This window comes from Bacillus cereus group sp. RP29 (genome assembly GCF_040459765.1).
GTDB lineage: Bacteria > Bacillota > Bacilli > Bacillales > Bacillaceae_G > Bacillus_A > Bacillus_A paranthracis.
Genome location: NZ_JARVHN010000001.1, coordinates 2,337,054 through 2,361,102, shown reverse-complemented (window position 1 = coordinate 2,361,102; position 24,049 = coordinate 2,337,054). Strand labels below are relative to the sequence as shown.

The following is a 24,049-nucleotide window of genomic DNA, read 5'->3' as shown; positions in this document are numbered from 1 at the left end:
CCTTTTCACAGGAGGTTTTATACATACATATATTATTTATAATTAACTCGTTCTCCTATTTTTCAAAAGCATATTTTGTGTCATAATAACGCTTTTTAGAATTTATATATACCTTCTAATTTTTCTAAAAAAGGATGATTGTATTGGAAATGAAAAAGCTTCAAGGAATGTATGATGATGTTATTAGTTTAGGGGAAAATTGTTATACTGCTATTCATCTAAAAAAATATAAGCTGCGGAAATATTCAGGTCCTCTAGATTGGTTTGTATCACCGAATCTTTCTTCTATCAACACATTATTGAAAAATAATTTCGTAGACTTTATGGATTTAAAAAACATGCAATCAATGCCGGAGCAAAATATTGTGTTTAATGATGGCGTGATACAACCTGTTTTTTCTCATATTATAAAAGATACAAAATATAACGTAACATCTTATCATGATTTCCCTGTTATTCCGAATGAAGATTGGTTCATCACATACCATGATTTCAAACAAAAATTAGATCAAAGAATTGATAACCTTTACGAAAGAATGCATAATTCACAATCCATTTTATTTGTTAGATGGGGCGGAAGCTTGACTGAAGCGCTTGAATTACAAACCGTTTTGTCAAATATTGTTAAAAATAATTTTAAGATCCTTTTACTCTATCCAACAGGACTTGAAAATGAAATAAACAAATTAGAATGGGCGCTTGATCATGTTTTTCCCGTTCAAGTTTCAAGTAATTATCAAAACAAAAGAACTTGGTATGTCCTCTTAAAAGATATACACTTAAACTCAAAAAAATAATATAAACTACGACTTTAAAATCAATATTCTTTGTTTACATTTTATATAAATTGACATATCTCCCCCTTAATTCTAAGACTAAGTTATTGTTTTTTTGTAATCCCCCACTCATTCTTTTCTCAAATGCTCCAAAATGGATTTTCAAAATTAGGGAACTATAATGTCATATTGGAATAAATTAAGGGGGAGAAAAATTGGACAATGAAATGAATTATGGAAGTGATTACAAGTTTATTCCGGCAACTTCAATTGAAAGTGGCCATGGCATTGAAGTATTGCCTGATTTATTCTGTTACACGATTCAAATCGTCAACATCTGTTTTGTTGGACATCCGCATACCAATGATTTTATTTTAGTTGATGCTGGAATGCCTAAATGTGCAAATGAAATTATCTCTGTCACTGAGAAGCGATTTGGTACAAATAGTCGCCCAAAAGCAATTATTTTAACTCATGGGCATTTTGATCATGTTGGGGGAATAATTGAACTTATCAAGTATTGGGATGTTCCAGTCTATGCCCATCAATTGGAAATACCTTTCCTGACTGGACTACAAAGCTATCCTGAACCAGATCCAACAGTTGAAGGTGGTATGGTAGCGAAAATGTCACCTCTGTTCCCTAATGAACCGATTGATTTAGGAAATAACGTAAAAGTACTACCTGCAGATGGAACTGTTCCTCATATGCCAGAGTTTAGATGGGTGCATACACCAGGACACACTCCAGGTCATATTTCATTATTCCGAGAAAAAGACCGAACATTAATTGCAGGGGACGCTTTTGTTACAGTGAAACAGGAATATCTATATAAGGTAATTACTCAAGAACAGGAAATAAGCGGTCCGCCTCGTTATTTAACAACAGACTGGAACGCTGCTAAAGAATCCGTTATTAAATTAGAAAAATTAAAGCCTCTAGTCACTGTTACTGGACACGGAATACCAATGTCAGGTGAATTGCTATCAACAAGCCTCAACACACTCGTTAAGGAATTTGATAAAATTGCTGTACCTGATTACGGAAAATATGTAGATAAAAAGATACATTAAGCACAAGAAACTTTGGCTTTTATATTAAAGAATTAACATATGATACAAAATTAACACGTCAAAAAATATTACGTTTAATATGAAAATACACTGTACTTAATTAACATCTCTATCCTAAGAATAGAACTACCCTTTTGGAATAAAAATCGATCTTTCACACACACTATTTATAATAAAGTCTGCTTCTTACCCAGGCTTTATTTCTTACCATTAAAGAGCAGTCATAATAAATAACTGCTCTTTTTAATTTCATAGTATAAGCTTACATTTTTTGTTCATACTATATTTAACCATGATATAGTTATACTCCTTAAATTCATGGATGTAATTTTCTCGCTGCAGTTAGCTTTTGCTAGCTGCTTTTTATTTATAAATTTTAAAAATGAAAATAAAATACTGATTTTTATCAAAGTTTCTTTTAAGTACAGTATGACCAAATTGCATTTCAAAGTTTTTAATTTCAAAAAATCTAATAATTACCATGAACTTAATACATTATTACCTTTTGTTCTCGATCTGCTGCCCCTAGACCATTGCAAACAAAGTATAAAAATAAGAACGATATCAACGCAATCCCCACCATAATACATCAGCACGCCCCCGATTTCAGCTTGTTCAGTGACTACACCAGCAGGCGGATGAGCATATATGTATTTTGATAATATCCCATGACCAGCTGATGCAACTATTAAAATAATTGATCGGTATTTGTAACTATATCTATGGGATATTGGATCAATATAAATCATTGATGTGGTAAACAGATATCCTGCAATAAAAACGTGGAAATGTATGAACAAATGAAGAAGTATACTTTTGTGCATCATCGAGTATAAATTAGTAGTATAGAGAATCCATAGCCCTCCTAGATTAAGCAAGGTTGCGATAATGGGATGAGTAAGGATTTGTAGCGGCTTACTCTTTAATACACTTGAAAGACGTCGCGCTGCTTTCACATTGAGCGTTCGTAAAAAAAGAGTCATCGGAGCTGCTAATGCTATAAAAATTGGAGCAAGCATCCCAAGGAGTAAATGCACAAGCATATGTATTGTGAAGTCATTATGAGCACGATAAGCTAATGGCCCAACAACTGCTATTGCCGCACAAATAAGCCCTAAAACCCAGAAGACAATTCGATATAACGGCCATCGTTTGTAATGGCGATTTGATAAAATCGTGGCTACTATATAAATGATTAACATAATTAAAATGAATACGAATAGTAAAATATCCAGTGCATTCCATATTTCATGATGAAGATGGTTATTGTTCATTTAAGCTTTTACCTCTCAATAATCTTTCATCAGTTCTTGTCTGAAAAACTAGCAGAATGCCAAATAAGAGCATTACAGTCGCAATTATATTCCATATTACATCGTAGATAAGAACATTCTCTACATATCGAATCTGGTGTATTTTCATTAGTTTATGTTGAATTATACCGTCATATAATTGAAACCCACCACTACCAAGCATTAATCCGCTCCACCACCTTTTCAACCAAAATGCATCTCTACGACGAAGATCAGCAACTATGAACAAGGAACCAATCGTTGCAAACCAACTAAAAGCATGAAAAAGACCATCTGAAATGAGTCCAATATCTGTTGTAGATTTATCATAGAAATGGTGCCAATGCAGCAGTTGATGAAAAATAGTTTCATCTATAAAAGCTACTAATCCTAGTCCAAACAAGATACCTGACCATAGATTACGGGTCAAATAAACAGAAGAGGTTAAATAGCTTGTATTTTCAGTTTTGTTTACCATTAAACCCCATCCTTTCCACTAATGTATATTATTATTTTCCCCAAAAGAAAAAAGTGCTAAACATACTTAGCGCCAAAGGAAACTAATGTTCAGTTAGAAATATTATATAGATACTTATTCTCTAAGCATATTTAATATTTGATGACAACTCACTAAAATAACTTTAAGGGGTTCACAGATTCTAAAGTAGCGTTAGTATATTTTCTTTAATATTTTCGAATCAATCTATATTTTTAGCTTTTAATCAATTTATTAACAATGGAAATTACCATTTAGTCTTAACTATTAAAGATAATTTCCATATCTTCATTTTAATATTGCATTTGTATTGCCTTTTGCACATTTTGAATATCATTTTTTAATAGTTGTTTTAAATCGTAAGCTGGATAGTAACCACGTTCGTACATAAAGTTAAAAACCTGCGCATGTAATTGTATAGCACCATTTATTTGACGAGTTAAAACTTCTCTCAGTCGGGGTGTTGCAGTTTCGGTAATCGCGATTGCATAATTTCGAACAGATGTCTTTGCTAATCCAAGTAAATCTCCAGCGTAAAATCCAGTGTCATCACGATGCTGCTGCGATTGAAATCCAGGAGCATACGGATAAAACTGTACTAACTCTTGCAGATTGTTTTGGATGACATTTATAGCTTTAATATATAACGATTGAAGTGCTTGATCAGGTACATTTCTAACTGACTTTTTTAATTTGATTAAGCCGTTCGCTTGGAATGCTACTAATTCATGTAAATCCAATGTTTCATGCCAAGCTAACTGATTAGGATAAGACATGTATGTTCCCCCTTAATATTCACTCATGCTACATTATGCAAAAAAATTCAAAAAGGGCCTATACTACATGAATTCATTTCAATCTAATTCATGATTACTTTGCATCCTTCTATGTTAATCACAATAAAGTATCCTTAATTCCTCTTCCCTAATTTTTTATATCCTTAATTTTGATTTTCAAAATGACTTCCTCGCCTTTACAATCTATAAATTTAATTTTTTCTTCCTTAAAAATCTCCATCATAATACATCCCTTCTTGTTTCGTTATAAACCATATTAGTTAGAAAATATAAATGTGAACATTGTACCTACATATTCCTTATATATTTTTCAAATTTTATAGCTACTTAAAATTTATACGTTATTAAAGATCAACTATTAAAGTAACTACATTGAAGGGGATTCTTCATTAAATCATTTTATTTTTATAGATTAAAAAATAATTATTCTATCCGTGTTAGTCACCTATTCTTAAATAATTAATAGGTTATATATTATGACCTAGGAGGGATAAAAAGATGACTATACTTTATGATAAAGACTCTTTACAAAAACATATTATTAACCTTCCACATTGGCAACAAGAAGCTTTCTGTTCTTTTAAATTAAAAATGACAGATAAAAATAAACCTTTTCCTTGTATCCCGGCTCAACACGGCTTTACAGCGAATCACCTCCGGTACGGATTCATTGGTGATCCTAGAGATACGAATACTAGCGAGGACTTTGCTACATTACTTAAAGAATATACTGAATGTTCTAGAGATACAGGTCAATATGCCTCACTTATTGTTTTTATTCATACACCAATAGATTTAATGAGAGAAACTACAGTTAAAGATTTTGAACATATGTATTGGTCTCTACTTAATACAACTAGTCGTTTGGACGAGATGGAATGGCCTACGCATATCCCCAATGACCCTATGGAAAATACTTGGGAATTTTGCTTTCATAATGAATCATATTTCGTCTACTGTGCTACACCTGCCCATGTCAATAGACAAAGTAGACATTTTTCATGTATGATGCTTGCTTTAACTCCTAGGTGGGTTTTACAGGGAATTATGAATTCTGAGAAACGCAGTAGAAAACTAAAAAACTTAATACGTCAACGTCTAGCCGCTTATGACAAAGCCCCTATTCACCCTTTTCTTAAAGATTATGGTGAAAAAGATAATTATGAATGGCAACAATATTTTTTACGTGATGATGAAACAATTCCATCTAAGTGTCCGTTTTCTCGAATCATAAAATACTTGCATAAAAATAAGTAATCCACTCTACTTTTTATTATTTAGTTGTACAAACTTTAACCACTGAATAGATTTAATATAAATTAAATTTAGTGGGAGGAGCATATCATACGTGGGCATATTTTTAAGCTATGTTTTTTTAGGTTTATCATTATCTGCTCCAATGGGACCTATAAATGCTGCGCAGCTAGAAAAAGGTATTAGGAGTGGGTTTTTTCATGCTTGGATCCTTGGTATAGGAGCCTTACTTGCAGATGTTATCTACATGGCACTTATTTATTTAGGTGTCATTCATTTCCTCGAAAAAGATATTATCAAACTTTTCTTATGGTCTTTCGGCGCTTTTGTTTTAATCTATACAGGCATTGAAAGTGTAAAAAATGCGAATCAAATTAGCATTAGTAATACTAGAAATGACGATTCAATTATTAAAAGCTTTTTTTCTGGTTTTTTTATGTCTTTATCGAATCCATTAACAATTCTATTTTGGCTTGGCATTTTCGGCTCTATATTAGCAAAAGCCGCTTCTTCCTATAATAAAGAGCAGCTTTTGTTATATAGCTTTGGTACTATTTTAGGTATTTTTATTTGGGATATTACGATGGCAAGTACTTCTAGTATATTTCGTAAAATTTTAAATACGCGTATATTATCTCTTATAACAGTAATATCTGGAATATCACTTATTATTTATGGATTATATTTTGGTTTTCAAACTTACCAAATCATTTTTCAATAGCTTCTATTATTTAGTTGTTACATACTACTCATATTGTGTAAAAATAGATTCTTCATATAGCTGTATTCCTTTTCCTTGAGACAAAATGAACAATTATAGTAACAATAATAACTATTCCTAAAAACAACAAGCTCACAAGGAAACCAAAACGCGTTGTTTTTTGCAATAGTGTTCCACTAACAGCTAGTGCAATCATAATAAGACCAATAATACTTTTTATCTGCATCCAACCTTTTGGATTCATTAATCTCCAAAATGAAAGAAGAATGAGACTCCATGTATATAACAACATTAATCCAGCTGCAGTTGTTACATATTCATATATATTTTTTGGTAGTAATAAAGCACTAAGGATAGAAGCACCAAGTCCAATTATAATAAGAATTAGGGCTGGAAAAGAGATATTTTTCTTATTTTTTTTCGCAAACATTGCAGGTGCATCACCTTCTTCAGCTAAGTTCATTAGTACACTTGTCACTGCAAATAATGAACCAACTAATGTTGAAAAACCCGCTAAAATTAACACTACATTTAAAATAAATGGCACATACGGCAAATTATAGTCTTGTAATGCTATTACAAAAGGGCTTTCTTTCGTATTAAACTGGTTTAATGGAACCATCATAATTGCCAACCCTAAAGAGACTACGTAAATAATCGTTAAAATCATTAACATTACTCTTCCTGATTTTTGTGCATCTTTAGGGTCTTTCAGTCTTATTGTCATTAACCCCATAATTTCGATTCCTCCAAATGCATAAAATGCATAAATTAGAGAGGACCAAGTGCCTTTTAATCCATTTGGGAACCAGTCTTTAAAATTACGCGGGATTTGCGCTTTATATAAACCACCCTTTATAAATCCTAAAATAACTAAAATAGCAATTACGATGAATCCTATAATAGCCGCAATTTTTATAATAGCCATCCATTTTTCTAGGCGTTCAAATATCTTTACCCCTATAAAAATAATTAATATAGCTGCTACTCCGTATATAGCAGCAAATATCCATAATGGTATTTTAGGAAACCAGTAGCGTGAAAAGATTCCTAACGCACTTAACTGGCTGCCCATAATAAGCAGTTCAGAACACCAGTATGTCCATCCATGACTAAAACCTGCCCAATTTCCAAAAGCTTTTTTTGAGTATATGCGAAAAGATCCTTTTTGTGGATCTTCTACAGCCATTTTTGCCAATGCTTCAAATACAATATAAGTAGTAAATCCAGTTAAAATAAGAATAAGAATAATTGACGAACCACCTATTTTAATTCCTATACTGGATCCTAAAAAGAAGCCGGTTCCTATCGTACAACCAATCCCAATAAGTGAGAGCTGCCACCATTTTAAATCTTTTTTTTCTTTCGTTTCATTATTAACATCATGACAGGTCATATTACTATTCTCCTTTATTCATTTCGAGAATGTCCCTCATGATCACTTAAATACTTCTCGGCAAGCTTTTCAATAACATCAGTGACATTATGAGCCTTTATTTTATGGTTTGCTACTAGTTCACTTCCTACAGAAATCTCAACTGTAAATAACGCTTCATATTTCATTTTCTCTGCCCCTTTCGCATCAAATATAATCTCTTATCTTTTATCCTTTATTTCACAAAAATTCATTATGTATGTAAAACCTCGAGAGTCTAAAAGTTAAACAAATAAAGTCGAAACGATTGTAACGCTACTAAGCTTATTTATAAAAAAAATGTATGAGAAAGGAGAGACGGCATGCCTCTCCTCTATATCCATTTCATATATAAAATTAACGAGTAACGCCACCGCCAAGTTGTTGCTCAGCTAATGATACAAGACGTTTCGTAATTTCACCACCAACAGATCCGTTTGCACGAGCTGTTGCATCTGCACCAAGTTGTACGCCAAATTCTTGAGCAATTTCATATTTCATTTGATCAAGAGCTTGTTCAGCGCCACGTACTAATAATTGATTACTGCTTCCACTGTTATTGTTTGACATGTTCATTCACCTCCTTCTTTCTTTAATATGTTAAATTACATGCTAAAATATATAGCTAATTAATTGGTAATTACGACCGTGAATTCAAAGGTATAGTTAATCTTCTTTAAACTAAAAATAATCATGTATAGGAGAACGAAATACATCTTACGTGCCATGGGATATCATAAATAGACCTCCATTACAACATAAAACGGGTTAAGCTATTTAACAGCATAACCCGTTTTTAATGAAATATTTTATTCCATATACGTTTAGACAATGGAGGAAAATAATGAAACATATTGTTGCTTTATTAATTAAATACACATTGATAACTGCAGTATTACTAATTATACTTAGTATCTTTAAAGGCATTTCAATTCCTAAAGTATTACTCATTTCTCTTTTCCTTACAGGAGCTGCCTATTTAATCGGAGATCTCTTCATTTTACCTAAGTACGGAAATATGATTGCTACAATAGCAGATTTAGGCTTAAACTTCTTTGGCACTTGGTTACTAACATCCTTGTTTACTGATTTAGATGCTACTCGTAATATTGGACTTTCTTCATTTATAGCCGCTTTAATTATTGGTGGAACAGAAATTTTCTTCCACATTTATATGAAGAAGCTAGTACTGCGTAACGATGATAATTTAAGAAATCACAATCATATTCGTCATGATAAATATGCTATGGAAATGTCAGATGAATATATAGATTCTTCCACAATAAATAAATCCAAGCTTGAGGATACATCTAAAAAATAAAAAAGTGGCCAACGCCACTTTTTTATTTTTGTTTATTAAGCTTGATCTGAATTTCTTACATGTAACGGAGGTGGAACTACCCACCCTTTTTTCTTACTTAAACGTAGCAACGTTACACCTGCCTGCGCTTTTTTCATATGAAATTGTCCAAATAACATACCTACATCTTCTCGAAGGCATTTTCCCATTACTTGACTACATGTGACAAGTCCAGCTGCTAATCCTGTTGAAACAGCAGCAGCAATTTCTGCATCATTAATACGTGCTCCAGGAGGAATGTCTTCGATAGATGCAACTGGTCGTTCTGGAGGAGCAGGCGGTAAAGCTACACCATTAACCTTTAAAAGAGTTTTTAACTCTTCTATTTCCGAATTCATATCATTTTCAATTAAGCTTTCTAAAAACTTCTTCAAGTCTTCATCACCTGTATGATTCATAAATACTTGATGACTTGCAATCGCACCCTGTGCAGCAAGAAGATAACTCCAAATATCAAATACTTCTCCGTAATGTAACGGTTCATTTTGAGGATTTCCACTTAATATACCCATTTTTAAATTCCTCCCTTTCGAAAAGATAATAATAAATATTGATTTCAATATTAAAATCAAATTTTTAAGTATGCTTTTTCCTGCAAAAGCTTTTCTACTATGCATGGAAAACACCTTTCCAACACTGCGTGTTTATTGTTTAGGAAAGTAGTTTACAAATAAAATACCCAAAGATTATGAAAGAAGATTATCAATAATCTTTGAGTGAGAATTCATTTACTATAAGGGTTTGTTTTTTATACATATACAAAAGAAATTGATTTACATATCTACTATATTTTATGTCAATTCACTTAACGGTTAGTTCTACCACCAAGTTGTTGTTCAGCCATTGCTACTAAACGTTTTGTAATTTCACCACCAACAGATCCGTTTGAACGAGCTGTTGTATCCGCACCAAGTTGTACACCAAACTCTTGTGCAATTTCATATTTCATTTGATCAAGAGCTTGTTCAGCACCTCGAACTAACAATTCATTACGACTTCCACTATTATTGTTTGCCATATTATTTCACCTCCGATGTTTTTAATATGCTTCAAGTTATGAAATAATAATTATCCTTTTTATGGGAATTAGATCATGAATAAATATTGAGTTTCTTCTTAAAATAGGGCAGAAGACATAAGAAAGAAGAGTTACTATAACATACTGTCATAACAACACTATGTATAGATTCCTCTTTACTAAAGATTTCTGTGTTGCCAAGAGGATACATATAAATTATGAAAAATGATTCCTAAGGAGATATGAGATGAAAGCTGTAACCTATCAAGGACCAAACAAAGTACAAGTTAAACAAGTGGATGATGCAAAGTTAGAGAAAAAAGATGATATTATTGTAAAAATTACTTCAACCGCTATTTGCGGTTCTGATTTACATTTATATCAAGGCAACATGCCTTTACCTCCAGGGTACATTATTGGTCATGAACCAATGGGAATTGTTGAAGAAGTTGGTCCAGATGTTACTAAAGTAAAAAAAGGAGACCGTGTTGTGGTCCCCTTTAACATTGCTTGTGGACATTGTTTCTATTGCCAACATGAAATGGAGAGTCAATGTGACAACTCCAACCCTCATTATGATTCTGGCGGGTACTTTGGTTATACAGAGAAATTTGGTAATCATCCGGGCGGACAAGCTGAATATTTAAAAGTTCCTTTCGGAAATTTCACTCCATTTGTTATACCAGAATCATGCGAACTTGAAGATGAATCCCTACTCTTTTTATCTGATGTTTTGCCAACAGCCTATTGGAGTGTAATAAATGCAGGTGTTAAACGAGGTGATACTGTTATTGTCCTTGGTTGTGGACCTGTTGGATTAATGACACAAAAATTTGCTTGGATGCAAGGTGCTAAACGAGTAATCGCAGTCGATTACTTAGATTATCGAATACATTATGCAAAAAAGATTAACAATGTTGAGGTATTTGAGTTTACAAAATTTCCTGATATGGGAGAACATTTAAAGGAAATTACGCATGGCGGTGCGGATGTAGTTATTGATTGCGTGGGCATGGATGGGAAAAAATCACCACTAGAATTTCTGGAACAAAAATTAAAATTACAAGGCGGTACCCTCGGTCCTATTCAAATCGCTACGAAAGCCGTAAGAAAATATGGAACAGTTCAAATGACCGGTGTTTATGGTGGTAATTATAATGCCTTTCCACTCGGGGCATTTTGGGTTAGAAATATTAATCTGAAAATGGGACAAGCACCTGTCATTCATTTTATGCCGGAGTTATTTAAGAAAATAACAAACAAAGAATTTGATCCAAAAGAGATTATTACACACAAAATCCCCCTTGAAGAAGCAAGCTACGGTTATCAAATTTTTAATAATCGTGAAGATGATTGTATAAAAGTCATTTTAAAGCCTTGAAAATATAATTCATTATTCTTAATGAAAAGATAAGATTACATTTCGTAATCTTATCTTTTTTATTAAAACACTAAGTATTTCCCCCATTTTCATCTCACATCGAAAATAGTTATTTCAAAAAGACTTTGCATTTTAAGGTAAAAGTTTTTGGTAAAAAAATGAATTCCAGTATTAAGTAACCAATTACCGGACACGATAACAATGTTAACTAACTTAAAAGAGGTGTACTTCATGTTTTATTATAAAGAGGAAATAATTAATATGATTAAGCCGGACAAACCAGATCCTGCTGCTGCAAAAGTTTTACAAGAAATATTAGGTGGGCATTATGGTGAAATGCGTACAATGATGCAATACTTCTTCCAAAGTTCAAATTTTAGAGGTAAAGAGAAGCAATATCGTGATTTACTTCGAGGTGTTTTTTTAGAGGAAATAAGTCACGTAGAACTTGTACAACATACAATTAATCAACTATTAACTGGATCTGGTGAACCTACGCCTGGAAATGCTGGTATTGACACAGCACCACTTGACGAAGCGGTTAAACATGCAAATCCTCATCACTTTATTGTAGGGGCTCAAAGTTCATTACCTGTTGATGCAGCTGGCAACCCATGGAATGGATCTTGGGTATATAGTCATGGAAACTTAATTAGCGATTTACTAGATAATGTTGTACTTGAATCTACAGGTGTACTTCAAAAAACTAGAATTTATGAAATGAGTTCTAATCAAACCTTTAGAGAAACACTTGCATTTTTAATTGTACGTGATAATGCACATCAAAATGCTTTCGCAAAAGCTTTAGAAACATTAGGGGTTGAATGGGGCAAACTCTTCCCAGTGCCGAACTATGATATTAATAAATATCCAGAGTGCAGAAAGTATGTAGATATGGGATTCCATAACGCACAATTTAATTTCAGCTTAGATCCAACAAGAATGGGAGAAATATTCCAAGGTGAATCACCAAGTAGAAACAAAGGAACATTAACAGTAACGGAACCGCCAAAAGGTTTTCCTGTACCAGAACTTCCTGAAATGCCAAATGAGCATAGTCCCGGATTAAAAGATATGGATCTTTAAGATTATTATGGCCAACTATTTATTCATGGTTGGCCATCAACCTTTATATGGATTCCAGCCATACTGAATCCAATCCTTAATCCTTTAGTCTTATTTAATGGCTTTATTTCAGCTACTGTTATGTAATTTTTATATAAACAGAATCAATAAATAAATCACCACTAAAAAATCCTAATTTTTGTTAACATCTTTTAGAACATCATCTCTTCAAGTACATTTACACTAACACTCCTGATAAATTTGTCTATATTTCTTGGTCAACTAATAAAATTAAACAAAATTCTTATTTAAGAATTAAAGAGCGCTTTTAAAAGCGCTCTTTAATATAGACGATATTGAAACAAAATATTCATTAGTATATGTAATCTTTTTTATTGTGTTGCATAATCAAAAGTTTTTCCATTTGTTTTTAGAGGATATTACATTCTGCTCTATTTTTCCGTACAGATTAAACAATTGTTTAATAAGTGTAATTTTGTATGTTACCCAATACGAAAATAGTGCTGAAAAAATCCCTATTAGAACTCCTGTTACGCCATCGAAAGGATAATGAACTCCTACTCAGATACGAGAAATAGCTACACAGAATGTAAATATAGTCCATACGCATCCAGTCTTTTTCCGAACAAACAAAATGAAAAACAAATCCCAAAAATAGAATTGTATATTCGTGAGGAAACGAGTTATCTACTGCATAATTCCTATCAAAAAATTAGACTTATCTTCCCGGTCTATTCAAGACTATTGGCTGAGTACGCTGCATTTCCTGCTTTTCCATATAATTGCGCATCTTTTTCATATATCTAGATGCATCCATTGGATCTTTTACAATCATTTCAATAATACAAAGTTTTTCAGTACTTTCTATTTCAGCTTGTTTTATTGCCTGATCAAGCTCTCCGTAGGTACGGACTGTAGCTGTAAGCGCATCGCCTCCAAAAACTTCCGCTAGCTTAGTATAAGACCATTGAGGAATTTTGTTGTACTTTTGATTTTTTGTTTTTACATTCAAATATTTTTCAATCGTATAACCATCATTGTTTAAGACAAAAATTATAGGCTTGCATCCATAATAAAGCATGGTGCTGATTTCTTGAGCTGTCAGTTGTAAGGCTCCATCCCCTGTAAACAGAAACACTCGGCGTTCAGGCACAGCCATAATAGCACCGAACGCCGAGGGGGTTGCGTAACCGATGGACTGCCAACCACCTTGCCCAATATATACTACATCGCTCGGTAGTCTCACCTCTGCCATTCCGTAATAGAATGTACCGGTCTCGACAACTACAATGTCTTCCTCTTTCAGCATCTGCTGAAAACGTGGATAATAGTTCGCTGCTATTAGAAGGGCATCGGTGTTAGTATTTAATTGGTCGTAAGGGAATGACATTTTTTCTACCAAACCTTGTCCCTTATAACCCACATTCTGTAGTGCGAGTAACATGTCAGTTGCAAAAACATTCGGATACTCTGCCTCAGCAATTTTAACCATATCCGGTTGAATATTGACGGTTATCAGCTGGTTTAGTTTTGCAGTAAAACTTGCAGTATTAGTATCCGCTAATACCATACCAATTGCGATGATACAATCTGCATTTTCCACCTTACTTTGAACTTCAGAATCTCCAAAAGATCCCAAGTACATTCCCACATAATTTGGATGGTTTTCGTCGAATCCTCCCTTTCCGTACATCATCGTTGCAACAGGAACATTCATGGTGTCTGCCAGTTGTTGAACAGCCGCTTGAAGACCGAAACGCATGGTTTTTACATCCACCAGTATAACTGGTCGATGCGCACGATCTAGTAGCTTATGGACATGATTGACCGCAGCATGAAGGGTTTTTAAATTAGATGTTGAGCGCTCTTCTGTTGGCTCTACACGATTTTTAATCGGCTTGGTCACTAAATCATCGGCCACAACAAGATATACAGGCTTTTTCTTTTCTTTAGCAATTTGAATTGCGGCTGGAATTTCAATTTTAGCGTTTTCAGGCGTAAGCACCGCGCTGTATGCAGTAATTTGCACATACATGTTGCGAAAAACATCAAAATTCCCATCCATTAAAGTGTGATGCATCAGCTTATGCTCTTTTTGATCATTTTCGGGAGGCGCACCCACTATATGAATGATTGGTACATGCTCACTATTAGCCCCAGCTATAGCATTACAAGCGCTGAGTTCTCCAACTCCAAAAGTTGTAATAAGTGCGGACATCCCTTTAATTCTTGCATAGCCATCTGCAGAATAGCCCGCGTTTAGTTCGTTCCGCCCTTCTATAAAGCGGATACCTTTATAACACTCTAAAGTATCAAGAAGTGTAAAATTATAGTCCCCTGCAATACCAAAAATCTCGGTAATTCCCTCCAATTTTAAACAATCGAATAAATATTGACCAACCGTTTTTTGAGAAGGTTGCCTTTGTAAACCAGAGTTATCCTCATTTATCATGTTTTCCACCACTTGTTCACCCCTTATCTATTTCTGAAATTGTTTTGTTTTATAGTATTCTTTTTGATAATACCCTTTAATTGAATCCATTATCCGTTGCACTGAGCCAAAGCAGTATATCAAACGCAATTAACTAATATAAAAACATGTTGCTATTAAAGATACATTTTTCATAATCCAAAACAATTTTAAGCTTGAGATAAGGTTTAAAAGTTAAAAAGAGCACTTTTTTGAAGAAACCTTAATCATTTTAAATGTGTCAAATATTGCTATATTAACAGTTATTTAGAATTATGATTGTACCTTATCTCCCCTTTTTGATGATATAAAGGGCATATTTATAATGAAAAAAACATCTTCTGATAGTGAAAGAGCAATTAAGGAACCGTTAAATGACAATAAACTATTCCGTTAAAGAGCCATTTAATGGAATAACCGTTACTAAGTTAACAGTGAAATTGGATATGGATAATAAGGTCTTCAAAAAAATATAGAGGAAAGAATATAATTATATTGAGTATAGTGTTTTTAACTATACCTTTAAGGAGGCGTTGTCGATGAGAAATTATTTCTATTTGGTTGGGCGAAAAAATAAGGGGATAACGTTCCAATAGCACATAAACTACATGGTTCCCCTTTAATATTAGAAGGAGAGTATCAGATTGAAAAAAATTTATTTAAAGCCAATTGACAAAAATAATTGGGAAGAAGCAATTAGATTATCTGTTAAAAAAGAACAACAAACATTGATTGCATCCAACCTTTATTCTATCGCAGAAGTTCAATTTCTGGATGATTTCTATGCAAAAGGTATTTATCTTGATGAAACAATGATAGGATTTACTATGTTTGGGATAGATTCTGATGATAATAATTATTGGATTTATAGACTTATGATTGATAAAAAATTTCAAGGGAAAGGTATAGGTAAGCAAGCTATACATCTAGTTATTGATGAGATAAGAAGAAATAATAACGCAAACATTTCTATAATAATGATTGGATATGCTCCTGAAAACTTTACAGCTAAATTTTTATATAAAAAAGTAGGATTTATTGAAACTGAATTATCATCTTGGGGTGAACAGTTAGCTAAGTATTCTTTATGAGCATTTGAATTCTCCACATTAACTTTTAAACTTATTAAAGAAAAGAATCTAATAGTGTAGTCATGCAGATAGGAAATGATCAAACTTTTTTATAAAAGAATAAAACAACTGAAAGTATTAAGAGCGTGTTTTGATTTACCTTTTTCAAAACACACTCTTTTCTATGATTGTTTATCAAGATTATGTAGTATTAATTTGATTAAACTTTATTTAAGGGCAACACAATGTCTAGAATAGAGAAGAAATACCCTCTGAGTTATAAAGCAAACACAAGAAGTATCTTGTTTCACCATGTAGATCTTCTACTTTTTATCCTTCTGAACATGATAATTAATTAAAGATATTTGCTATAGACAAATTACTTTTATTCACACAAAATTACATCTAAATTGAACATGCCATCCAACCACAATTTGCTGTTTTCTAAACTCAAAGTTTACCTCTCTAATAAATGGAAATAATAGATCTATAAACCATTAGATGGAGGATTTATAGTGACAAATAACAATAATTACGATGGAATATTACCCCATAATGTCGAATCTTATTGGACGAGCAGTATCGATTTGCCAAAATACCCTTCCTTAGAAAATGACATGCAGGTCGATGTTATTATTGTAGGAGGAGGAATTACTGGCATTACTTCTGCCTATCTTTTAGTAAATGAAGGTCTAAAAGTCGCTGTTATAGAGGCAGACAAATTATTAAATGGAACGACTGGACATACGACAGCTAAAATTACTGCTCAACATGATATGATTTATGAAGAGCTTATCAGATATACCGGAAGAACTACCGCAAGATTGTATTACGAAGCAAACATCGATGCTTTAAAATTCATTCAAACTACAATTAATAAACATCAAATCGATTGCGATTTCACTCAACAAGATGCTTATCTGTATGCCACAACAGAAGAATATGCATATAAGTTAGAAAAAGAAGCAGAAGCTTATAAAGAGCTTCATATTGAAGGCGAGCTTGTAAACAAACTTCCTATTGATTTAAAAATACATAATGCACTTGTTATGAGAAATCAGGCACAATTCCATCCACTTAAATATTTAGCCCATCTTTCAAATATAATTACAGAAAAAGGTGGATACATCTTTGAAAATACCACAGCAGTAAATATAAAAACAGGCGAGCAACCTGTGGTTCTTACCCGTGGAGGAGCTCAAATTACAGGGAAGTATATTCTCTCTTGTTCCCATTTCCCTTTTTATGAAGGTGCAGGACTTTACTCTACAAGAATGCATGCAGACCGATCTTATATAATTGCTGCTAAGACAAGAACAAATTATTCAGGTGGTATGTATATTAGTGTAGATGAACCGACACGTTCTCTCCGTTCCACAACAATTAATGGAGAAGAATTCATTCTTATCTCTGGAGAAAGTCATAAAACGGGACAAGGCGGCGAAACATTAAAACATTATGAAGCACTAGAAATATTCGGACAACAAGTTTTCGGCCTTGAAAATATCCCATATCGTTGGTCAGCACAAGATTTAATTACACTAGACAAAATTCCTTATATCGGTGAAATCACATCTGATCAAAAAAACATATTAATTGCCACTGGATACAGAAAATGGGGTATGACTAATGGAACTGCAGCTGCTCTTTTATTCCGAGATATCATATTAAAAGAAAAGAACAAATTTCGGGAATTATATACTCCCTCCCGTTTCCATATGAATCCAAGTTTAAAGAACTTCTTAGTCGAAAATGCCAATGTTGTTGGTCACTTAATTAAAGGAAAGTTAGAGATTCCACAAAAATGTATTCGTGATTTATCTAACGATGAAGGGGCTGTCGTTGATATTGATGGACATAGAAAAGGAGCTTATAAAGATGCAGAAGGTAAGCTTCATATTGTAGATACAACTTGTACCCATATTGGATGTGAAGTTGAATGGAACAATGGAGAACGTTCTTGGGATTGTCCGTGCCATGGTTCGCGATTCTCATATACAGGAGAAGTACTTGAAGGGCCTGCTGAGAAACCATTACAAAAATACGATTATAAAATGATAGATAACCTTACTTCAGAAGACTCTGGTTACTAATTAAATTTATGTAAGCCAAAACAGCTACATAGCATGTAGCTGTTTTGACTTTTTTAACTCCTTATTGTCCGTAATCTCAAATCGAAATATAATCTGTCCTATTCCTATTAATTCAAGAAATATATTCTTCCCCAACATGAAAAATTGAGTTGAACTTCTAAAGATAACTATGAAAGGATGAAATTGAATTTACAATTACAACCAACATACTCCCGTTTGAGGGTAACTCGGTTTTATTCGTTTGATGATGCTATAGTCATACTCCTAAAACTGACAACTTATAAGAGAATATCATTTTTCACCTTCCATTCTAACTAACAAGTCTTGAAATTCGTTTCTTCTTCCATGAAAGTTTATAATATCCATATTGCAAAAGTAAACTTGCAATAAATGCTGCTGGATATCCAATCCATATTCCTTTTATACCAAGATTTGTATGATAAGAAAGATAATAAGCAACAGGGACTTCTACAAGCCATATTGATACGACACCGATAATAGTGGGCCATAATACAGTTCCACTTGCTCGCATTGTCGCACCAATAATTTGAGCATGACCGAAAATTAAGTAACTCCAAAGTGTAATCATCACCAAACTATGCGCAATTTCAACTGTATTCGTGTTCGTTAAGAATAATGATAAGATTTCTCTTGAAAACAAGTAAATAAAAGCAATTAATATACCACCAATTATATAATTCATAATAATTCCAGCACGAATAACTTCCTCTAATCGGTTAAATTGTTTCCCACCAATAGATTGCGCAGCAAAAATAGATACCGTAATTCCAAGACTAACCGCAGGCATCTGAACATAACTTGCAACCTGGTTTACAACCCCATATGCAGCAGTCGCATCAGAACCGAAACGATTCACAAATGCGATTACCGCAATCTCAGATAACGAAACGAGAATCATATTAATACTCGCTGGAATTCCAAGGCGTAATAATAGTTTTAATAAATCCCAATCCATACGAAGATATTTCCGTACAGTCTCATCTAATTGCAGTGGATGATTCTTCTTCTTCAAATACATAAGCATAACAATAAATGTTACAACGGTCGAGATAACAGAAGCATAGGCAGCTCCGTACACACCAAGTTTGGGTATTCCTAGCCAACCAAAAATTAGAATAGGTAATAGAATTATATTTAAGACTGTACTAACAATTAAGAAATAAAACGGTGTCTTAGAATCTCCTGTACCTCGTATAAACGTTGTATAGGAGAAATATAGAAATAAAACTGGCATAGAAATAAATAAAATACGCGCATAATGCACACTCATATCAATTATATTCTCTGGCGTACCCATAAAACGCATAATGTTCAGAGCAAATACATTTCCCGCTATTGCCAAAATAACGCCTATTATAAAGGTAAATGTTAACGTCGTACCAACAATGGCTTTTAAACGATCTTCATTACGGGCTCCAAATGCCTGACCAATTAAAATCGAACTACCCGATCCAATCCCAATTACAAACGAAACAAGTAAAAAGAATAATGGAAAAAATGCTGAAATGGCAGCTAATTCATTCACACCAAGCCATCGTCCAACTACCACCATACCAAATAATTGTCCAACTGATTGTAATATGTTACTTAAAAGCAAGGGAACTAGAAACATAGACATTGATTTCCATGTTGCTCTCTCTCCCTTTTCTTGATTTTTTAATTTTTTACTTTTTTGAATACTATCTATCGATGATTTCACATTTGATTTCCCCTTTTATTTGGAGGAATTATGTTATTCCGAGAATAATACGTTAAAAATAAAAAAAGAAATTTTTAAATTAACGTTATTATCTTATCCATAGATTTCCCCCTACGTAATAATGATTTTTGAGAATTTGTTTATCTATTCATTCTTTCTACCATTTATCTCTTTCCCCAAAAAATTTTGATATAAACGAAATGAAGCTTTTCCCTTATAAAAACCTATTCTGATATTTCTTCTAAGCAATAGTAAACAGCTTCCCTACCCCTTCAAGTTAACTCTTCAACATCTACGGCAGTTAAATTAATTTGCGTTGCATCATTTATTTTAATAAAATTATTTATATTATTAAATGTAATAAACAATTAGGAAGCGAAATTGGTATAAAACATGTCTTTTGTTATGTTTTTAACATCATGAATACTTAATAATTAATATTAGACCCTTTTTGCTTTATTTGTTAGAGCAATTAACATAGATTACTGTTTTCACTTATGTTGTATATTTTTTTAAAGATGTGTCCAAAATATAACTAACCTGTTTTAGAACAAATTGGTTACCGAGTAGTTAGCTTTTGCTAACTACTTTTTATTATTAAATATGTTCTTATCAAAATAATGAATTTCTAACTATTAGCTCAGTTCTTCCTATCCAGAAGAGTAGTTTGTACTTTTACTTAAAATTTCTTGAAAACCATTTGAGCATAGATTTTTCCCAATAAAAAAGGAGAGATTATAATCCCTCCTTCTAATCCATACACTATATAATTAGCGAGTGAATCGACCATCAAGTTATATATTGAAGTTTTGTGCGATTTTATATTTCATTTGATCGATTGCACTTTCAGCATCACGAACTAATAATTCGTTACGGCTTCCACTATTATTGTTTGCTATTATTACGTATACTCATTAAATTCCATGTCCATACTATTTAGCAACGGTAGTCCATGCCATTCGGATTGACCTCCAGCACATGATAAATTTATAACCGTTCCTATAATTAGGAACGGTTATATTTCATTTAACTGTCCTTTTTAGTTAAATGAACTGTTTTTGTATAAGTATTACACTATATAGTGTCTTCTGTTCAAGATATATTTTCATTTAATTTACCTTCACTATTTAATACATACTTTTCACGTAATAGTTTTTGGTATACATTCATACCATTAACCCATAATTTTTATTTCAAATTCCGTTAAAGTACTTGAAGCGCTAATAAAGTGAAACTTTAATCAGTGGGGATTTTCTTCATCCCCCACTGATTATTAGTTGAACCAATCGGACTTTAATGGGCAGCCCAATCCCCACCTAAATTCTTTGCTTTCGCTGCATTTTCAGGTGGGGGTCTTACTGTCCATTAAAGCGGGATAAACGTTTGTTCAGAAAGTTGTCTAGATTTTTTGGGATTCATTCACTCTTTCTTCCAACAGAGCTACATCGCTCATCCCATGTAATATAGAATTTCATGCATTTTCTCTATAAATAAAACGCAACATTCTGTTAGTAATGCAAATACAGTTTTTGTTTTCCCTTCTTACTCAAAGGCTTAGCAATTAACTTTTATTAGCTACTCTTTTATGTTTCATACAAATACGACCCACGTTTTCTCGATACTATATAAGACTTTTAAAAGTCAGCTTTGAATATTTTCCCAACTCTAGCTCCCTTGGTCGAGAGTTGAGCAGTTAGCCTTTGCTAGCTGCTCCTGTTACTTAAAGAAATCATTTAACTATACTTTCTAAATAAATACAAATTCTTTATTCCTCAAATAAATCATTTTTTCTAATTTATGTATATTATTCAACTAATTCTACCATTAATCTTCTGTGCTACCTGTAGATCTTTTGTTTTAAATCCACTATTTATAGCCCATCTATAAAATAGAAATGAAACAATTGAAATAAGTACCATATCCCATCCATAAGTTATAATATTTAACCCACCAAATTTTTCACTTCCAATGTACGATATACAAATCATAAATAATAAATACCCTACAATCCATAATCCAGCTAAAAAATTCTTCTTAAATCCAACCCATTTTGTTTTTAATTGATAATAAAAATATATAGGTAAGCCCATAAGTATAATAAACATTACTTCTCCTGTTAACGGCCACCTTGCCCAATATAATGTTAATGATGCAAAAATGAACCCTAAAGGCGCGATAATGTTTAATCCTTTTATATAGAAAGAACGATGAAAATTAGGTGCAGTTTTTCTCAGGGTCATTACTGTTATTGGTCCAGTAACATATGAAATTAATGTAGCCACTGAAATCACTTCAGCTAAAACACCCCATCCTTTAAATAAAAATAAAAAAACAAAACAAATCATTAAATTAAACATCATGGCAAATCTAGGCACACCATATATAGGATGTAATTTCCCAAAAACTTTAGGGAAATATCCATTCTTCTCCATTCCGTACAGCATGCGTGATGTGGTTGCCATATAAGTAGTACCTGTCCCCGAAGGAGATACAAAAGCATCTAAATATAATACAATAACTAACCAATTAATATTTAGTGCTATTGCTAAATCAGCAAATGGTGAATTGAAATTTAAATTTAACCATCCGTTAATTATCATATTAGGATTTACAGCGCCGATAAACGCAATTTGTAATAATACATATATTATAGTTGAAATTAAAATAGATCCTACAACTGCCCGAGGAATGGATTTCCCTGGGTTCTTTGCTTCACCAGCCATATTAATTGGACTCTGAAAACCATTGAATGCAAAAATAACACCGGATGTTGCCATAGCAGTTAATACATTTGACCAATTAGATACATGAAAGTCCTGATGACTAGTAAAGTTTTCTCCATGAAATCCAACGAATAGCAATGCACCAATTGTAAGACCAGGAATTACGATTTTAAATATAGTAATTAGAGAATTTACTTTTGCAAATAGACTAACAGTCCAATAGTTTAAAAAGAAATATATAATAATAAGTAAAGAAGCAGCTGCAAGACCTTTTGAAGTCAACATCCCATTGTCTACTAAATCCTTGGCCCAACTTGCCCACTCCCAAGGCCATGAACTCATATATTGTATTGAGGCTATAGCTTCAACTGGAATAACTGAGACGATGGCTATCCAATTCGCCCATGCAGCAATAAATCCTACGAAATCTCCATGTGAGTATTGGGTATATTTTACCATTCCGCCAGCCTCCGGAATCATAGCTCCTAACTCGCTATATGGTAAGGCAATAAATAATATTACAATCATTCCTAAGAGCCAAGAAAAGATAGCGGCCCCTCCTGATATTTTAGCAGCCTTCCATGCACCAAATAACCAGCCAGACCCTAAAATCGAGCCAATCCCAGTCATTGTGAGTGCAAAGGTTCCTAGCTTGCGTTTCATATTTTTCATTTTCCACACGCCCCTCGTTTACAAAATAAATAGGATTTTTTTATTTATTAACCATTTATTCATGTATACTAGCCCCCTTTTTATTTAAAGTAAGAATACAAATTTTATAGACTCATTCACCATAAAATTCATCTCCAATCAACTCTTTATATTGTATATATACCCTTTATAATTCTCTCTAAACCTGAAATTTTTAACTATATTTGTTACGGAAAAACATCATAATCTAGTATGCCTCTATATTAAGAATATTTCAGTTCTAATAGACGAAAGTTCATCTTGTCTATGGTCTTAATTTGATAGGCGATACTACTCCCAGATGCACTCAAGCTAGATAAGGAACTGAAGGAAACTATTATAGAAATTTCTACATTTCTTTCGAAACATATGGCTCCCTTCTTACCAAAAACTCAACTCTAATTTAGTGAATTGATTAAGTGTATTGGGAGACTTTTATTGAGATAAATCTTCGGCAAATAATGAAACCCCTTGTTTTTTATGCATATTCCTAAAAAGTATGTCACTCTTTCTCATTAATTAAGAAAATGCTAACGTGCTTTTAATCTCTAGAATAGTCCCAACTCTTAAGTTGATGGATGTGTGGCCGTACTCCATTGCTATCAAACAAAACAA

At 32.9% G+C, this 24,049-nt stretch carries 20 protein-coding genes and 1 pseudogene; 9 read left to right on the top strand and 12 right to left on the bottom strand.

Annotated elements, in window-relative coordinates; genetic code table 11:
• The first annotated feature begins 134 nt into the window (after positions 1-134).
• Together QCI47_RS12490 and QCI47_RS12485 are read left to right on the top strand one after the other, a co-directional pair.
• On the top strand, positions 135-797 hold the full coding sequence (locus QCI47_RS12490; protein WP_001997746.1) for a DUF1796 family putative cysteine peptidase: 663 nt from the start codon (positions 135-137) through the stop codon (positions 795-797).
• Between the two features lie 194 nt (positions 798-991).
• The gene (locus QCI47_RS12485; protein ID WP_076872849.1) at positions 992-1,849 is read left to right on the top strand and encodes an MBL fold metallo-hydrolase; all 858 of its coding nucleotides are present in this window, start codon (positions 992-994) and stop codon (positions 1,847-1,849) included.
• Positions 1,850-2,325: 476 nt separating this feature from the next.
• On the opposite strand, the gene QCI47_RS12480 is transcribed toward QCI47_RS12485, so the two are convergent.
• From QCI47_RS12480 to cotF, 3 genes are all read right to left on the bottom strand, one after another.
• On the bottom strand, positions 2,326-3,123 hold the full coding sequence (locus QCI47_RS12480) for a cytochrome c oxidase assembly protein (RefSeq protein WP_071743126.1): 798 nt from the start codon (positions 3,121-3,123) through the stop codon (positions 2,326-2,328).
• On the bottom strand, positions 3,113-3,619 hold the full coding sequence (locus tag QCI47_RS12475) for a DUF2243 domain-containing protein (protein ID WP_000247605.1): 507 nt from the start codon (positions 3,617-3,619) through the stop codon (positions 3,113-3,115). Before QCI47_RS12475 ends, QCI47_RS12480 begins: the two co-directional genes overlap by 11 nt.
• Positions 3,620-3,930: 311 nt before the next feature.
• Positions 3,931-4,413, bottom strand: a complete 483-nt coding sequence (cotF, locus tag QCI47_RS12470; RefSeq protein WP_000121380.1) for a spore coat protein CotF — start codon at positions 4,411-4,413, stop codon at positions 3,931-3,933.
• Positions 4,414-4,932: 519 nt separating this feature from the next.
• On the opposite strand from cotF, the gene QCI47_RS12465 reads away from it, so the two are divergent.
• Positions 4,933-5,691, top strand: a complete 759-nt coding sequence (locus QCI47_RS12465) for a YqcI/YcgG family protein (RefSeq protein WP_309423229.1) — start codon at positions 4,933-4,935, stop codon at positions 5,689-5,691.
• 91 nt (positions 5,692-5,782) lie between these two features.
• Positions 5,783-6,409 (top strand): LysE family transporter, encoded by a 627-nt coding sequence (locus QCI47_RS12460; RefSeq protein ID WP_000510853.1) that lies wholly within the window; start codon positions 5,783-5,785, stop codon positions 6,407-6,409.
• Between the two features lie 52 nt (positions 6,410-6,461).
• Here the strand turns inward: QCI47_RS12460 and QCI47_RS12455 are convergent, their stop codons facing one another.
• The 3 genes from QCI47_RS12455 to QCI47_RS12445 all read right to left on the bottom strand — a co-directional run bounded on the left by QCI47_RS12455 (position 6,462) and on the right by QCI47_RS12445 (position 8,393).
• A complete protein-coding gene (locus QCI47_RS12455; protein WP_071743129.1) occupies positions 6,462-7,805 on the bottom strand; it encodes an amino acid permease in 1,344 nt (447 codons plus the stop codon).
• Between the two features lie 14 nt (positions 7,806-7,819).
• Entirely contained in the window at positions 7,820-7,972 is a 153-nt protein-coding gene (locus QCI47_RS12450) for a hypothetical protein (protein WP_071743131.1), read from the bottom strand.
• 208 nt (positions 7,973-8,180) lie between these two features.
• Positions 8,181-8,393, bottom strand: coding sequence for an alpha/beta-type small acid-soluble spore protein (locus QCI47_RS12445; protein WP_000069660.1), 213 nt, complete (start codon positions 8,391-8,393; stop codon positions 8,181-8,183).
• Positions 8,394-8,667: 274 nt separating this feature from the next.
• On the opposite strand from QCI47_RS12445, the gene QCI47_RS12440 reads away from it, so the two are divergent.
• Entirely contained in the window at positions 8,668-9,144 is a 477-nt protein-coding gene (locus tag QCI47_RS12440) for a YndM family protein (protein ID WP_353811800.1), read from the top strand.
• Between the two features lie 35 nt (positions 9,145-9,179).
• Here the strand turns inward: QCI47_RS12440 and QCI47_RS12435 are convergent, their stop codons facing one another.
• On the bottom strand, positions 9,180-9,695 hold the full coding sequence (locus tag QCI47_RS12435; protein ID WP_000512133.1) for a DUF3231 family protein: 516 nt from the start codon (positions 9,693-9,695) through the stop codon (positions 9,180-9,182).
• A 293-nt stretch (positions 9,696-9,988) separates the two neighbouring features.
• Positions 9,989-10,201, bottom strand: a complete 213-nt coding sequence (sasP, locus tag QCI47_RS12430; RefSeq protein ID WP_000002842.1) for a small acid-soluble spore protein, SasP family — start codon at positions 10,199-10,201, stop codon at positions 9,989-9,991.
• Positions 10,202-10,448: 247 nt separating this feature from the next.
• Here sasP and QCI47_RS12425 point away from each other — a divergent pair, with 247 nt between their 5' ends.
• Both QCI47_RS12425 and QCI47_RS12420 read left to right on the top strand, forming a co-directional pair.
• Positions 10,449-11,582: a zinc-dependent alcohol dehydrogenase gene (locus QCI47_RS12425; RefSeq protein ID WP_074541019.1), complete on the top strand. Its 1,134-nt coding sequence runs from the start codon at positions 10,449-10,451 to the stop codon at positions 11,580-11,582.
• A 231-nt stretch (positions 11,583-11,813) separates the two neighbouring features.
• A complete protein-coding gene (locus QCI47_RS12420) occupies positions 11,814-12,668 on the top strand; it encodes a manganese catalase family protein (RefSeq protein ID WP_000500345.1) in 855 nt (284 codons plus the stop codon).
• A gap of 718 nt (positions 12,669-13,386) precedes the next feature.
• Here the strand turns inward: QCI47_RS12420 and QCI47_RS12415 are convergent.
• A complete protein-coding gene (locus QCI47_RS12415; RefSeq protein WP_309423231.1) occupies positions 13,387-15,129 on the bottom strand; it encodes an alpha-keto acid decarboxylase family protein in 1,743 nt (580 codons plus the stop codon).
• A gap of 653 nt (positions 15,130-15,782) precedes the next feature.
• Between QCI47_RS12415 and QCI47_RS12410 the strand changes: the two genes are divergently transcribed.
• The gene (locus QCI47_RS12410; RefSeq protein WP_000725628.1) at positions 15,783-16,229 is read left to right on the top strand and encodes a GNAT family N-acetyltransferase; all 447 of its coding nucleotides are present in this window, start codon (positions 15,783-15,785) and stop codon (positions 16,227-16,229) included.
• Between the two features lie 494 nt (positions 16,230-16,723).
• Positions 16,724-18,301 (top strand): FAD-dependent oxidoreductase, encoded by a 1,578-nt coding sequence (locus tag QCI47_RS12405; protein WP_309423233.1) that lies wholly within the window; start codon positions 16,724-16,726, stop codon positions 18,299-18,301.
• A 310-nt stretch (positions 18,302-18,611) separates the two neighbouring features.
• Here QCI47_RS12405 and QCI47_RS12400 read toward each other — a convergent pair whose 3' ends face one another.
• The 3 genes and pseudogenes from QCI47_RS12400 to QCI47_RS12390 form a co-directional block, all read right to left on the bottom strand.
• On the bottom strand, positions 18,612-19,940 hold the full coding sequence (locus tag QCI47_RS12400; protein ID WP_218952603.1) for an MATE family efflux transporter: 1,329 nt from the start codon (positions 19,938-19,940) through the stop codon (positions 18,612-18,614).
• A gap of 878 nt (positions 19,941-20,818) precedes the next feature.
• A pseudogene (locus QCI47_RS12395) lies at positions 20,819-20,920 on the bottom strand (alpha/beta-type small acid-soluble spore protein); the annotation flags it as partial.
• 909 nt (positions 20,921-21,829) lie between these two features.
• Positions 21,830-23,416, bottom strand: coding sequence for a glutamate/serine transporter AimA (locus QCI47_RS12390; protein WP_086708294.1), 1,587 nt, complete (start codon positions 23,414-23,416; stop codon positions 21,830-21,832).
• Between the last annotated feature and the right edge of the window lie 633 nt (positions 23,417-24,049).

Bases quoted from the DNA above. Each gene is read 5' to 3' on its own strand.
- QCI47_RS12490 (WP_001997746.1), top strand. From the start codon at position 135: ATGATTGTATTGGAAATGAAAAAGCTTCAAGGAATGTATGATGATGTT.
- QCI47_RS12480 (WP_071743126.1), bottom strand. From the start codon at position 3,123: ATGAACAATAACCATCTTCATCATGAAATATGGAATGCACTGGATATT.
- QCI47_RS12475 (WP_000247605.1), bottom strand. From the start codon at position 3,619: ATGGTAAACAAAACTGAAAATACAAGCTATTTAACCTCTTCTGTTTAT.
- cotF (WP_000121380.1), bottom strand. From the start codon at position 4,413: ATGTCTTATCCTAATCAGTTAGCTTGGCATGAAACATTGGATTTACAT.
- QCI47_RS12465 (WP_309423229.1), top strand. From the start codon at position 4,933: ATGACTATACTTTATGATAAAGACTCTTTACAAAAACATATTATTAAC.
- QCI47_RS12455 (WP_071743129.1), bottom strand. From the start codon at position 7,805: ATGACCTGTCATGATGTTAATAATGAAACGAAAGAAAAAAAAGATTTA.
- QCI47_RS12450 (WP_071743131.1), bottom strand. From the start codon at position 7,972: ATGAAATATGAAGCGTTATTTACAGTTGAGATTTCTGTAGGAAGTGAA.
- QCI47_RS12445 (WP_000069660.1), bottom strand. From the start codon at position 8,393: ATGTCAAACAATAACAGTGGAAGCAGTAATCAATTATTAGTACGTGGC.
- QCI47_RS12440 (WP_353811800.1), top strand. From the start codon at position 8,668: ATGAAACATATTGTTGCTTTATTAATTAAATACACATTGATAACTGCA.
- QCI47_RS12435 (WP_000512133.1), bottom strand. From the start codon at position 9,695: ATGGGTATATTAAGTGGAAATCCTCAAAATGAACCGTTACATTACGGA.
- sasP (WP_000002842.1), bottom strand. From the start codon at position 10,201: ATGGCAAACAATAATAGTGGAAGTCGTAATGAATTGTTAGTTCGAGGT.
- QCI47_RS12425 (WP_074541019.1), top strand. From the start codon at position 10,449: ATGAAAGCTGTAACCTATCAAGGACCAAACAAAGTACAAGTTAAACAA.
- QCI47_RS12420 (WP_000500345.1), top strand. From the start codon at position 11,814: ATGTTTTATTATAAAGAGGAAATAATTAATATGATTAAGCCGGACAAA.
- QCI47_RS12400 (WP_218952603.1), bottom strand. From the start codon at position 19,940: ATGTCTATGTTTCTAGTTCCCTTGCTTTTAAGTAACATATTACAATCA.
- QCI47_RS12390 (WP_086708294.1), bottom strand. From the start codon at position 23,416: ATGAAAAATATGAAACGCAAGCTAGGAACCTTTGCACTCACAATGACT.